The following is a 13,443-nucleotide window of genomic DNA, read 5'->3' as shown; positions in this document are numbered from 1 at the left end:
AGCGGATGTTTCATTTTGATTACGATGCAGGTAGATAGCTTTTTGACCGCCTGACGAGCAAATCGCGTGTTTCGAAGCTGTTTCCCGCACGTTTCGAAACCACCACAAAGGTGCCTGTCCCCAATGTGGTGGTTTTGGCGAGATGCGTTGGCGGGAACGTATGTGAATCGAACACATCCAAGACGTTTTGCACGCCTCACAACGGTTTTGAGGACCGCGGGGCCCACCGGAGCCCATCCGCTCCCAAACGTGGCGGTATTTTACCAAACTAGCAGGGCGTCGTGGCGAACAGCGATACGGCAGCCCCTAACGAAGCGATCTTAGGCCGCCGGCTCCTTTGTCGAGCGTCGTAAAACGCACCGCATCCAGGTGCTCCAAGATGCTAATGGCTCGCTTGCGCGACACGCCCAGGGCCTCGCGCAGCACACTCGTGGTGACAGCGCCGCCGGCAGCCTCGATAGCCGCCGCAACGACCTCGCGCGCCTGAGCCTCGGCGGCGGCGGACAAGGCAACGTCGCGCTCGACCTTAACGATCGAGCGGTTGAGCGAAAGCTCGCGCAGGGCACGCGTCATGGTGTCGCGATCGAGTTGCAACTGCTGCCCCACCTCGGGAAGCGTCGGTGCATCGAGGCCCGCCTCGTCCAGCAGGGCCGCGATGCGCCGGCCTGCCTCGCGCACCACACGTATCGCCGCAGCGGCGGAATGTGGGTCGTAGACCTCAGACCCCTCCTGGGCGCAGATGCCGCGCGCACAGCCCTCGAGGATGAGCGCAGACGCGACGTCTTCGCCCGCTTTCGGCCAGGCGACATGCGCAACCTCGCCCGGGGTGAAGCCCGTTTGCTTGGGCGCGGCCTTATGCATGGCGACAAGCGTGTCGGCGAGGGCGGCAAGGGCGGCATCGAGCACAGCGGGGGCGGCATAGAGCTCCTCGGTCGAGCGCTCCGGATGGAGGGCGACCGCATCGCCCGACGCCACCGCGGCGTGCAGGAGCCTCGCGACTTCGACACCGGAAAGGTCGAGCGCACGGGCGGCAACGGCCGCCGGCACGGGCAGGCGCTGCAGCCCCAGCCATGCGGCAATGGCGGCGGCGCGGTCGCCGGCATCCAGAGCCCTGAGCAGCGAGACCTCTTCCGCGGAGAGGTCGCGCGAGCGGCGGCACCGCGAAAGAAGAACGCAACCGCCGCCGATAAGTACCACCGGGGAGAACGCAAGCACGATGAGACCGTCGCCCGAGCGCACGGGAAGGCGCTCCTTCAGGCGGATTTGCACGGTACGCGTCTCGCCCGGGGCAATCGGCCCCGCGCCCTCCATGAGCATGATACGGCCGAGGACCTCTGCCGTGCCCACCATCACGTGGACGCGCGTGCCGGACTCGAAGGGCACGGGCTTGGCGCCCTCGCGCCCCAGATAGGTGAAGCGCGCGATAAGCCTGAGCGTCGAGCCCTCGGCACCAGACCCGCAGAGGACCTCGCCGCGCGGAAGGTCGCCCGCGCCGTCGCCCACGATGTTGAGCGCCACGCGCTGTCCGGGCAACGCCCGAGGAGTATCGCCATGCACCTGAATCGCGCGAACGCGGCAGCGCACGCCCGCGGGACTCGAAACGAGCTCATCGCCCACCGCCACGGGGGCATCGTGAAGCGTGCCCGTGACGACCGTCCCGGATCCCTTGATGGTGAAGCAGCGGTCGATGGGCAGGCGCGGGGCCAGACAGGGGCGCACCGGGCGGGATGCGGCATCGGCCAGGAAAGAGTCGATAGCGGTATCGAGGGCAAGGCGAACGTCCTCGATACCCGCACCCGTGCGAGAGGAAACGGGCACCACGGGCGCATTGGCAAAGACGGTATCGCCGAGGAAATCCATCAAGTCGAGCTCGGCGAGCTCCGCCGTCTCGTCATCGGCCAGATCGCGCATCGTAAGCGCAACGACCATGTGCGTCACACCCAACAGCTCCAGTACGCGAACATGCTCGCGGGTCTGCGGCATCACGCCCTCAACGGCAGAAACCACCAGCAACGCAACATCCACGCCGGTAGCACCCTGCACCATGGCGCGTAGGTAGTGCGCATGACCGGGTACATCGACCAGGCCGACAAGCTTGCCGCTCGGCAGCACCAGCTCGCCAAAACCGAGCTCCGTGGTCATACCGCGGCGCCGCTCGACCTCCAGACGGTCGGGATTTTTTCCGGTCAGCGCCTCGATAAGGGCTGACTTTCCGTGGTCGACGTGCCCCGCCGTTCCAACGACAACGGGACATTCGACAAGCTCGCGCGCAGTCATCGGCGCAAACCCGCCCGCACGGCGTCGGCCAACGCAGACGCACACAAATCAAGGTCGGTATCGTGCACAAGCGTGCGAACGTCAAACAGCACCTGGTCGTGCTGTACGCGCGTCACAACCGGCGTATCGGGCTCCTGAACCATAGCGCGCTTCAGGCCATCGACGGACAGGCGCCCATCGACGGGGCAGACGGCAACGCAAAAGGTTGGGAGCTCGACGGTCGGCAGCGAGCCACCGCCCGGGGCAGAAGCGCCTTCGACAACCTGCAGCTCCACCGCCTCCTCGCACTGAGAGTCACGAAGCTTGCGCAGCATGCGGTCATGCAGGCGCTTGGCCTGACGCTCGAGCGGAGCCGGCGCGCCGGAAAGCATGTTGAGCACCGGGATCTCCCGATGCGCTGTATCGGGACCGGTCACATACAGACGCAGGGTAGCCTCGAGCGCCGCGAGCGTGAGCTTGCCGGGGCGAAGCGCGCGCATAAGCGGATGAGAGGCGCAGGCAGCGATAACCTGGGTACTGCCGAGGATAATGCCCGCCTGCGAAGCACCAAGCAACTTGTCGCCCGAACACGAGACAACGTCGACGCCAGCGCAAAGCGAAGCGGACGTGGGCTTCTCCCCCGCATCGGCAAGCACCCCGTCTGCCAGCAAAGCGCCCGAGCCTTGGTCCTCGTAAAGCAAAAGCCCGTGCTCGTGCGCCAGTGCAGAAAGCTCCGCCGCGGAAACCTCCTCGTGGAAGCCCTCGATACGGTAGTTGGAAGGATGAACTTTCAGGATCATCGCCGTGTTGGGCGTAATGGCGCTTTGATAATCGTCCAGATGCGTGCGGTTGGTGGAGCCCACCTCGACAAGCTTGGCACCCGAAGCCGCCATGATGTCGGGGATACGGAAACTGCCTCCCACCTCGACAAGCTCGCCGCGGCTCACGATTACCTCTTTGCCGCATGCATGCGCGGCAAGCACCAACAGCACCGCCGCGGCGTTATTGTTGACAACCAAGGCGTCCTGCGCCCCCGTGAGTGTGCGCAGCAGGCGCGCGGCATGCTCCTTGCGGCCCCCGCGAGCACAGGTCGCGACGTCGTACTCGAGCGTGCTGTAGCTGCGGGCGACGTCGGTCACCGCCTGCACCGCTGCGGGAGCGAGCGGAGCACGGCCCAGATTGGTGTGAATCACAACGCCTGTCGCGTTGACGGCGGGACGCAGGGTCGGCAGCGACAGACGGTGGCACCGCCGCTCAATGGCCAAGGCGAGCTCGCGCTTGTTCCTCGCGGGGACGCCGGAGCGAATCGCCGCGCGCTCGGCATCGAGCTCAACATCGATCGCCTCGCGCACGATCGTATCGCCCGCATCGCCGGCAGCCTTCATGACCGGCCACTCCGCCAGCAGCTCGTGGACAGCGGGAATGGAGCGCAGGCGGTCGCGCACCTCGGCGGGCATGGATTCGCAGTCGCTCATGGAAAGCCTTTCGACATATTCAATAAAAAGCAGGTCCCCCACGATCATCGTCGGCCACCAAATGGCGACGCGCATGCAAAAGGGACAGGTCCATTATGGCAGCTCATGGCAAGACGGCGCAGCGCCTCGTCCAAACCCGCCAAAATAAACCTGTCCCTCTTTGGTCGGTTATGCCATGGGGCCTTTAGGCCTCCCTGTTGGCGTAGATAAACCAGTAGCCCAGCGCAACGATCAGGGCGCCGCCCACGATATTGCCGAGCGTGGCGACGGAAAGATTGAGCGCCAGGCCCGCCGCGTTGAGGGCGTCGGCGCCGGCGACATCAACTCCATAGCCGCAGGAGTGCATCAAAATACCCATGGGCAAAAAGTACATGTTGGCAACGCAGTGCTCAAAACCGCAGGCCACAAACGCGGCAATGGGCAGCAGAATGCCCACGACCTTGTCGATCACGGTCCTGCCAGCGGTACCGATCCATACAGCCAGGCACACAAAGATGTTGCACAGAATGCCGCGGAAGAAGATGGTGACGGCGTCAATCGAAACCTTACCGGCGGCGACGCTCACCATGGTGTTGGCGACGGCCTCGCCGTTGAGCTTGTAAATAGCTGCCATGTAAACCAAAAAGACGACGAACAGCGCGCCGGCAAAGTTGCCGATCCACACAGCGACCCAAGCCTTGAGCATCTGGGCGAGCGTGATCTTTTTGCTCTTGAGCGCGCAGACCATAAGCGAGTTGCCGGTAAACAGCTCCGCGCCGCAAATGAGCACGAGCACCAGACCCAGGCAAAAAGCAAGGCCACCCACAAAGCGCTGGGCGCCCCAGCCAAGCGTGGGATCGCTCAAAAAGACCGTGAAGAACAGGCCGCCAAAGGCGATGAACGCGCCGGCGAACATGGCAAGCATAAAGGCCTTCGAGGTCGGTAGATTGGCCTTGGTAACACCGGCAGCCTCGGTCTTGGCCTCGATCGCGGCGGGCGCCAGGCAATCGGGGGTGGAATATTCTGCCTTGGAATCTGCCATGTCGATCACTTCTTTCTTACGTTGTGGGACAAGCATTGCCAAAGCACATGTCCCGCGCCGGACGGTCAAAACAAAACAGGCCAGAAGTAAACGTACCTCTGACCTGCAAATTACTTGGAGCGACGGGTTCGTCACCCGGTACTCTCACAAAAACGGCCTTGATCCCAAAAAGAATCAAAGCCGTTAACCAATCTTGTGGAGCGGGCGACGGGAATCGAACCCGCGTCATCAGCTTGGAAGGCTGGGGTTCTACCATTGAACTACGCCCGCAAGATATGGTCGGGACGACAGGATTTGAACCTGCGACATCCTGCTCCCAAAGCAGGCGCGCTACCAAACTGCGCCACGTCCCGAAGGTGTTGAGCAGCTAAGGTCTAAACCTTGCGTGTCCCAAAGCGAAGGAAATTATAGGTGAGACTCCCCGCCTGTGCAAGCGACGATACCCTAGCTCCTCGAATGTGCGACAAACCGGCTATGGAGCAGACCGATCACAAAGGCAACCACGGCAACCGGTGCCCACGCAGCGCCGATATCTGCCAGCGGCAACGCATCGAACGGTAGCCACGCGCCCGCAAAGAACGCATCGCGGACCGAAGTGATTACGCTCTGCACCGCGACAACGCCGCCGACCCAGACCCAAACCTGCGGATGTGCGTCGCAAAAGCCGTGCACCAGGCCCATCAGCACCAGCACAATGGCAACGGGATACAAGGCGTTGAGCATGGGCACCGAGAACATAAGGATCACGTCGAGGCCCACGTTGGAAAGCACGCACGAAAATGCGGCGAACACAAAGGCGAGAACCGCAAAAGGACGGCGCATGGCCTCCTCGGAAGCCTCCGCTCCCCCTTCGACCACATACGTCTCGCAGAAGTAACGCGAGCAGCAGCTGATAAGGCCGATGCACACGTTCATGCAGGCGAGGAAAAAGATCGCAAAGACCACGACCGTGCCGGCAAGACCAAAATGCATAGAGGCCGAACGCGCAAGGATAGCGGCGCCGTTGGTAGCGTCGGGCATCACGGTGCCGAGCTGCATACCGGCAAGGCCCAAGCCGCAGTAGATGATGGCCATGAGCACGCCGGCGATAACACCAGAGCGCGAAATCTCGAAGGCCACACGCTTGTCATCGGTAACACCCAGCTCATGAATGGTCTCGGCGATGATGATGCCAAAGGCGAGCGACGCGAGCAGGTCCATGGTCTGATAGCCGGTCAAAAAGCCCTGCACGGCAGCACCGGCATTATAGGGAGCCTGTGGCGCGGCAGCGGGACCCAGCGGCGAGACCACGGCAGCGCCCACGACCAATACGATAAGGGCGATGAGCGCGGGGCCCGTAATGCGGCCGAGTACGCGCGTGATGACGCCGGGACGCAGCGTGAGCGCAAATGCGACGATAAAGAACCCGACGGCAAACACCAGGCGAGCCGTGGCGAGCGAGACGCCCTCGGGCAGCAGCGGCACCAGCATCTCGAAGGCCGTGGAGCTCGTGCGCGGAATGGCCAGGCACGGGCCGATAGCCAGATACACCGCCGCGACAAAGAACTCGCCAAATTTGGGGCGCACGCGGCCGGCAAGCTCGCGCGCCGTTCCGGCAAGTGCCACGGCGATAAAGCCCATAACGGGCAAGCCGATGGCGGCGATGAGAAAGCCAAGCATGGCGACCGGCGTGGCAGAACCTGCCTGCAGCGCCAGCAGCGGCGGAATAATGAGGTTGCCGGCGCCAAAGAGCATCGAGAACAGGGCGATACCGACGGTAACGACATGGTCGGAGCGCAGGCCGCGCGGCGCGGATGAGGCCATGGGACCACCTTTCGGGTCGAAACAAAAACGGGACGGGCAAAAGGCCCATCCCGCAAGTATATACGCTTTAGTAAGCTAAATCGCGCAAAGCTTCAATCGCGGCGTCAACTTCCTCGTCCGTGTTGAAATACCCAAACGAGAAGCGAACGACACCCTGGCGCTCGGTCCCCAACGCGCGGTGCATGAGCGGAGCGCAGTGAGCACCGGGGCGCGTCGCAATCCCCCACCCTTGCATGAGCGCATCCGAAATCTCGGCAGAATCGATATCGCCCACGTTGAGCGAGACGATCGCCGAGCGTGTGGGCAGGTCAAACGCACCGTAGAGCTTAATCCCTGGAATCTCGCGTACACCGGCAAGGAAGCGATCAGCGAGCGCACGCTCGTGGGAAGCAATCGCCTCGACCCCACCCTGGGCCTCGATAAAGTCGAGGCCGGCAGAAAGGCCGGCGATACCGTGACCGTTGAGCGTGCCCGCCTCAAGGCGCGTGGGCCACTCCCGCGGCTGCAGCGCATCGAAGCTGTGCACGCCCGTGCCGCCCATGGCCCAAGGAGCCACGTCAATGCCCTCCGCCACGGCCAGGCCACCCGTGCCTTGAGGTCCCATGAGCCCCTTGTGGCCGGTAAAGCACACCACGTCGAGCCCCATGGCCCGCATATCGATATGCGCCGTGCCGGCAGACTGCGAGGCATCGACGATCACCAGCGCACCGGCAGCATGGGCCATAGCGGCCACGCGTGCAATGTCGACCGCGTTGCCGGTCACATTGGAGGCGTGCGTCACCACCACAGCACGCGTGCCCGGCGTGACCAACCGCTCGAGCTCATCGTAGTCGAGCACGCCGTTCGCGTCGCAGCCCGCGTGCTCAACGGTCACGCCCTGCTCTGCCGCCAGGCGGTTGAGCGGACGCAGCACGGAGTTGTGCTCGAGCACCGTTGTGACCACGCGGTCGCCGGGGCGCACCACGCCATTGATGACGGTGTTGAGCGCCGTGGTGGAGTTGGGCGTAAAACAAACATGGTCAGCACGCGGGCAGCCCAGCAAGCGCGCAAGCTTGGCGCGACAGCCGTGGATGGCACGCGCCGCGTCGAGGGCACCCGACGTGGCGCCGCGCCCGGCATTGCCGAGCGAGCACATCGCCTGCGTCACGGCATCGATGACCGCCTGCGGCTTGTGCATGGTCGTCGCCGCGTTATCCAGGTAGATCATCGCACGACCTCCCACATATCAATCACGGTATAGCCCTCGGTGGGAACGCCCGCCGCGGCAAGTTCGCTGCGCAGCAGCTCCTCATCGGCAGGCAACGCCTTCCACGCCAGACCGCAGCCGGCAGCGACCTCCCCGGGCACGGGAATCGTTCGCCCGGGAAGGCCGCGCTCGATGCACAGGGACTCGCAACCCATGGCGGCCGCCGTGGTGGGAAACGTGATGACAAGCGCCGGGCGCTTCTCCCTCATGGCAACTCCAACCAATACGCTACGGGCGCACGACGCGCACGGCCTGCTCCATCTTCTCCACGATCACATACATGTTGGTGACCTCGCCCACCGCAAGCTGGTCTTTAATGCCATAGTGGTCGAGACAGGTACCGCAGGTGAGAATCTCGACACCCTGCTCGGCCAGGCCCTTCAGGTCGTCGAGCACTGGAGATCCCTCGACGGTCAGCTTGGCACCGCCGTTGTAGAACAGCATAGTCGCGGGCAGCTCCTCCTGCTGCGTCACGGCAAAGATGAAGGCCTTCATGAGCTTGTGGCCCAGCACGTCGTCGCCACGGCCCATGCAGTCGGTGTAGACGGAAATGACGAGCTTGCCCTTGCCGGCGCTGGCGTCGCAGAAAGCGGCACCGTCCTGCTCGGGGTCCGCAACGGCCACGGCACCGGCGGTCGCGACACTCACGTGCCACTCGGCGTTCGAGATCTTCTCGACCGAAGCCGTGCAGCCCTTCTCCTGCGCCATCTTGGAGATGTTCTTGACGGCGGTCTCGTTGTCGACCGAGGTCACCACGGCACCCTCGCCATCAAGCTGTTTGAGTGCCTTAAGCGTCTTGACGACGGGCAGCGGGCAGGCATCGCCCATGGCATTGACTTCAATCTTGATAGACATAGCTACATCCTTTCAAAAGGGACCGCCCAGAACAGTAGGCGGTCGCATAAACGGTTTTCTTTAATGCACAACGCGAACAGCAGGACCGCTCGGCATCGCCTCGCACACGCGCCCGATAACGGCGGCGATGCACCCCTCGGCATCCAGGCGACGCGCAAGCTCATCCACATCCGCCGCGGGCGCCGCGATAAGCAGGCCACCAGACGTCTGCGGATCGTACAGCGCGTCGAGCATGCCCGGCTCCAGGTCCTCGTCGGCAGCCACACGCGGGCCAAAAAAGTCCTGGTTGCGGTAGGAGCCCGCTGGGATAATGCCCAGACGTGCCATGTCGAGCACCTGATCAAAGAGCGGCACCGCCCCCGACGCAAGCTCAACCTGCACGCCCGAGCCCTCGGCCATCTCGCACGCGTGCCCGATCAGGCCAAAGCCCGTGACATCGGTGCAGCCGTGAAGCTCAAGTCCCTCGGCCAGACGAATCGGCGCCTCGTTGAGGGTGCGCATCGAGTCAAACATGGCTGCGGCCTCGTCCTGCTCGATGAGCTCGCCCTTAATGGCCGTGGTGATGATGCCAGAGCCGATCGCCTTGGTCAGCAACAGGACATCGCCAGCGCGCGCGCCGCTGTTGGCGAGCATGCGGTCGAGCGAGACAAAGCCGCTCACGGACAGGCCGTACTTGGGCTCGTCGTCGTTGATGGTATGGCCGCCCGCGATAGAGCAACCGGCCTCGACGCACTTATCGGCACCGCCTGCCAAAATCTTGCCGGCAACCTCAACGCCCAGGCAGCTCGGGATGCACAGCAAGTTCATGGCATGGCTCGGCCGCCCGCCCATGGCGTAGATGTCCGACAGCGAGTTGGCCGCGGCGATCTGGCCAAACAGGAACGGGTCGTCGACCATCGGCGGGAAGAAGTCGATGGACTGCACGAGCCCCAGGTTCTCCCCTACGCGGAAGACGCTCGCATCGTCGGAGGTATCGAACCCCACGAGCAGGTTGTCGTTATGCACATTGGGTAAGTCGCCCAGGACCTGGGCGAGGGCTCCAGGAGCCAACTTAGCGGCTCAACCGCTCGCGGCAGTCATAGACGTGAGCTTAATCTGATCGTCAGGCATCGATACCTCCCCTCATCGGTCAATCATTTTCTCTCAGTATACGCATGAATGCGAGCCCAAGGCGGATGCATTAATTGAGCGCCTGTGCGCGAATCGCCGCGCCGATGGCACCGGCAAAGCGAGCCTGGGGCGAGGTGGTCACCGGCGACCCCAGTAGCTCGCCCAACCGCTCCACAACGTAGGCGTTCTCGCACAGGTCTCCCGTCAGGTAGTACGGAGCACCCGCCGCCTGCCCGGCCATGGTCGCCACGCGCGAGACCACGCTGTCGATCACACCACGGGCGATGTTCTCGCGCGGCTCACCGCGACCGATCAGGCTGATGACCTCGCTTTCGGCAAACACCGTGCACATGCTGCTGATCTTGGTAGGCTCGCCGGAACGCGCCAGGTCGGCCATCTGCTGCTGGGAAATGCCCAGGCGGTCGGCCATGATCTCCAAAAAGCGCCCCGTGCCGGCGGCGCACTTGTCGTTCATGGCAAACTTGGCCACGCGGCCACTTTTAAGCTGAATGACCTTGGTATCCTGGCCGCCCACATCGATCACGGTGCCATGGTCACCAAACAGACGCACGGCACCGGTACCGTGGCAGGTGATCTCGGTCACGACCTTGTGCGCATAGGGCACGGCGACACGACCGTAGCCGGTCGCGATCACGCGCACGTCGTCGGCTGTCACGCCATAGCCGGCCGCTGCCAGTGCCTCGCGCAGCCGCTCGGAAGCATCGACCGAGGAGAACCCGGTTGGCTGCACGCACGTCCACGCCAATGAACCCTCCCCGTCGACCACAGCAGCCTTAGCCGCCGTAGACCCGATATCAATCCCGATCCCTATCATGGCTCTCTCCTCATCAAAACATCAAAGACAGTGGCGAGTTCAGGCGCCTTAGCTCTAGGTTTCTCAGGTGCCGGAGGTTGCCCCGAAAGAGGAGCGTAGCGTACTTTGGTACGCAAGCGACGGTTTGAGGGGCAAGATCCGGTGCCTGAGGAAGCTAGAGCGTCTCGATAAAGGCGGCGATACGGGTCTCAATCTGGCCCATGTCACCGTTGCTGTAGTCGGTCTCGATCTTCATATACGGAATACCCGCACCCTCGACAGCCTCCTGCATGCGCGCACTCTCCACGTTAAAGGTGTGGCAGGCCTGCAGCACGCTCTCCACCACGCCATCGACATGATACTTCTCGCACATGGCCAGCGTGTTTTCCATACGACCGTCGTTGGGCGTCATGACCGAGCAGTTGATGTCCAGGTAGCGGTCGGCGATGGCGCGCAGGATGTCGGGCGCATCCGGGTCGATCATCATCGCCGCCGTGCGCTCGCCCGAGCAGTCGTCCATGCACACGACCACGCCGCCGTTGGACTCGATAGTGCGGCCGATTTTGTTGATCACGCCGCCCACCGGGCAACCGGTGATCAGAATGCGCTTGGCATCCGCCGCAACCGGGCGCTCGCCCGCGTCGTAGGCCTCGCGCAGCTTGGCGACCTTTTGCTCCAGCTGCTCCGTATAGGTCTCGATATCAAAGCTGAACGTGCCGGCGAACATGGTGCTCATCAGGTCGACGCCGCTCATGGCCGCCGGCTGGTTGGCCTGCAGCGCGAACATATCGAGCTGTGCCGCACGCAGACGGTTGCGGCGTCGGACGGCGGCGCGCAGGTCGTCATCAGTAATCGTAATGCCGTAGAAGTTCTCGAGCTCCTCCTTGAGCAGGCGGCATTCCTCGTACCAGCCTTCACGCTCGTAGGCGCGATCGCGACCCTGTGGAAGATGCAGAATGTGTGTGCGCTTGAGCTCGTTGAGTAGCTCGTACATCTTCTTCTTGCCGTCGCAGGTGGTCTCGCCGATGATCATGTCGCTAAAGTACGTAAACGGGCACTTTTGCGAATAGGCAAAACCATACGTAGACTTGATGAGCGGGCACAGGTTTGCCGGCAGCACCTTCTCGGCCTCGGGAATCACCTCGTCGGACGTACCACACAGAGCCACGCTCGAGGCGCCCGCGGCATCGATAATCTCGAGCGGCGTATAGCTGCACAGATACCCGACAAGACGATTGCCCGCCTGCTTGTAATCCTTAACGCGAATAAACGCGGCCTTGCGCTGCTCGTTGAACTCCTCAAACGTGGACGGCAACGGCTGCTCAATATTTTCCGACATATAACTCCTTAACAAACCTTTTAACCGACCTGGGGGAACGGCTTTCCCGGGTGCCCGAGGTTGCCGTGAAAGAGAAGCGCCGCGTACTTTGGTACGCAAACGACGGTTTGAACGGCAAGATCGGGTGCCTGGGAAAGCCGCCGGGACGGATAGCCCTAAATGGTTTCCAAGAAGGCCTCGATCCTGGTTTGCAGTTGGCCTGCATCCTCACCGGCGTAGTCGGTCGTGATGTGCATAAACGGAATGCCGGCTTCCTCGGCGGCCTTCTCCACGGCAAACGACTCCATCTCATAGAGCGTGCAGAACTGCAGGGCCACGTCGACGATGCCGTCGGCATGCAGGTCCTTGGCCATCTGGACAATGTCCTTCATACGCTGGTCGTTGGGCGTAAAGACGGCGCAGTTGATCTTAAAGTAGCGCTCGGCGATGGCATCGAGCATCTCGTCCACCGTCTCACCGGACTCGTCGACCAGGTCCTTGTAGTAGCGCGAGCCCGTGCAGGACTCCTCGCCTACCACAACGCCGCCGGCTTTCTCGATGAGGTTGAACAGCTTCCAGTTGGGCACGGCCATGGGCGTGCCGGTGTACAGAATGCGCTTGGTCCCCTTGGGCGCCACGCCCTCGCCGGCCTCGACACGCTGCTCGCACTCAGCCGCCATATCGTTAATGGCTCCGGTCAGACGTGGCGTGTCGTCCATAAAGGCGGCCTGAACGGTCAGCAGGCTGTCAAGACCGCTGATGGGCGCAGGGTCGGCAGCGCGCGTGGCAGCGAGGCGCTGCAGGGCGCGACGCTTCTCATTGACGGCGTGGATGGCGGCCTTCAGACGCTCAGACGTAATCGTGACGCCGCACTCTTCCTCGATCTTGGCGGCGAGCTTCTTGACCTCGGCCTTCCAGGTCACGAGCGTCGACTCGTCGTGTACGTTGGGAATATCCATGACGTACATGTTCTTTTGCGTTGCAAAGAACTCGTAGGCCTTCTTCTTGCCATCGCAGGTGTTCTCGCCTACCACTAGGTCACTCGACTCAATGTAGGGGCAGACCTCACCCAGCTTAAAGCCGGCAAAGCTCTTGATAAGCGGACAAGTGTTGCGCGGCAAGTGCTCCTCGACCTTGTCCGTTGCCCAATCGGCACCCGAGCACAGACCAACGGGAATGCCGTCACAGGCAAGCACGATCTCCTCGGGCACGTACACGCAGAACGAGCCCACGATTTTGGTGGCCTCGCCGGCCTCCTTCTTGTCGAGCATCTCCTTAATACGGCCGCTGTGGATGTTGGTGGCCACAAAGTCCAAGTAGGACGTGGACTTGGGGCGGTTGTTCTGCGACAGGAACATGTCCCCGTACATCTGGCCCACAGCGCCCAGCAGCATGTCGTGGTCGGCAAGATTCATGCCGAGGCTCTCCCACATCGGATGGAAATCGAATTCTTCAGCCATGACGGTTCCCCTCTCGAACCAAAAACTGATAACGGCGGTATCGATGCACGACGGACGGCGATTGCCCGGCCGTGCTTAAACCCGG

Annotated in this window: 11 protein-coding genes and 3 tRNA genes; all 14 read right to left on the bottom strand. The window is 62.9% G+C overall.

Translation table 11 applies throughout. The features are described 5' to 3' along the window. Window positions 1-148: 148 nt before the first annotated feature. The 14 genes from DW821_RS10155 to DW821_RS01840 all read right to left on the bottom strand — a co-directional run bounded on the left by DW821_RS10155 (window position 149) and on the right by DW821_RS01840 (window position 13,358). A tRNA-Sec gene (locus DW821_RS10155) sits at window positions 149-245 on the bottom strand. A gap of 61 nt (window positions 246-306) precedes the next feature. Next, entirely contained in the window at window positions 307-2,277 is a 1,971-nt protein-coding gene (gene selB, locus DW821_RS01900; RefSeq protein ID WP_117798178.1) for a selenocysteine-specific translation elongation factor, read from the bottom strand. Then, on the bottom strand, window positions 2,274-3,731 hold the full coding sequence (selA, locus tag DW821_RS01895) for an L-seryl-tRNA(Sec) selenium transferase (RefSeq protein WP_158566222.1): 1,458 nt from the start codon (window positions 3,729-3,731) through the stop codon (window positions 2,274-2,276). Before selA ends, selB begins: the two co-directional genes overlap by 4 nt. 184 nt (window positions 3,732-3,915) lie before the next feature. Further along, the gene (locus DW821_RS01890) at window positions 3,916-4,752 is read right to left on the bottom strand and encodes a formate/nitrite transporter family protein (RefSeq protein WP_117769978.1); all 837 of its coding nucleotides are present in this window, start codon (window positions 4,750-4,752) and stop codon (window positions 3,916-3,918) included. Window positions 4,753-4,948: 196 nt separating this feature from the next. After that, window positions 4,949-5,022: transfer RNA gene (locus tag DW821_RS01885), tRNA-Gly, on the bottom strand. Window positions 5,023-5,028: 6 nt separating this feature from the next. Next, a tRNA-Pro gene (locus tag DW821_RS01880) sits at window positions 5,029-5,105 on the bottom strand. Between the two features lie 91 nt (window positions 5,106-5,196). Next, window positions 5,197-6,555, bottom strand: a complete 1,359-nt coding sequence (gene brnQ, locus DW821_RS01875; protein ID WP_118065250.1) for a branched-chain amino acid transport system II carrier protein — start codon at window positions 6,553-6,555, stop codon at window positions 5,197-5,199. Between the two features lie 67 nt (window positions 6,556-6,622). Further along, entirely contained in the window at window positions 6,623-7,762 is a 1,140-nt protein-coding gene (locus DW821_RS01870) for an aminotransferase class V-fold PLP-dependent enzyme (protein ID WP_117765835.1), read from the bottom strand. After that, window positions 7,759-8,010, bottom strand: coding sequence for a DUF3343 domain-containing protein (locus DW821_RS01865; RefSeq protein ID WP_117765837.1), 252 nt, complete (start codon window positions 8,008-8,010; stop codon window positions 7,759-7,761). Before DW821_RS01865 ends, DW821_RS01870 begins: the two co-directional genes overlap by 4 nt. A gap of 19 nt (window positions 8,011-8,029) precedes the next feature. Further along, window positions 8,030-8,656: a sulfurtransferase-like selenium metabolism protein YedF gene (yedF, locus tag DW821_RS01860; RefSeq protein WP_117765839.1), complete on the bottom strand. Its 627-nt coding sequence runs from the start codon at window positions 8,654-8,656 to the stop codon at window positions 8,030-8,032. 60 nt (window positions 8,657-8,716) lie between these two features. Further along, a complete protein-coding gene (gene selD / locus DW821_RS01855; RefSeq protein ID WP_117769980.1) occupies window positions 8,717-9,766 on the bottom strand; it encodes a selenide, water dikinase SelD in 1,050 nt (349 codons plus the stop codon). A 70-nt stretch (window positions 9,767-9,836) separates the two neighbouring features. After that, complete coding sequence (locus DW821_RS01850; protein ID WP_118065248.1) at window positions 9,837-10,601, bottom strand: acyl-CoA dehydratase activase; 765 nt, start codon at window positions 10,599-10,601, stop codon at window positions 9,837-9,839. 154 nt (window positions 10,602-10,755) lie between these two features. Then, window positions 10,756-11,919: a double-cubane-cluster-containing anaerobic reductase gene (locus DW821_RS01845; protein ID WP_118065246.1), complete on the bottom strand. Its 1,164-nt coding sequence runs from the start codon at window positions 11,917-11,919 to the stop codon at window positions 10,756-10,758. Window positions 11,920-12,074: 155 nt separating this feature from the next. Continuing rightward, window positions 12,075-13,358: a double-cubane-cluster-containing anaerobic reductase gene (locus DW821_RS01840; protein ID WP_118065244.1), complete on the bottom strand. Its 1,284-nt coding sequence runs from the start codon at window positions 13,356-13,358 to the stop codon at window positions 12,075-12,077. Window positions 13,359-13,443 lie beyond the last annotated feature (85 nt).

Origin of the sequence: Collinsella sp. AM33-4BH (assembly GCF_003469205.1) — a bacterium.
GTDB lineage: Bacteria > Actinomycetota > Coriobacteriia > Coriobacteriales > Coriobacteriaceae > Collinsella.
The sequence above is the reverse complement of the archived record's forward strand: the minus strand, read 5'-3'. Positions and strand labels throughout refer to the sequence as shown.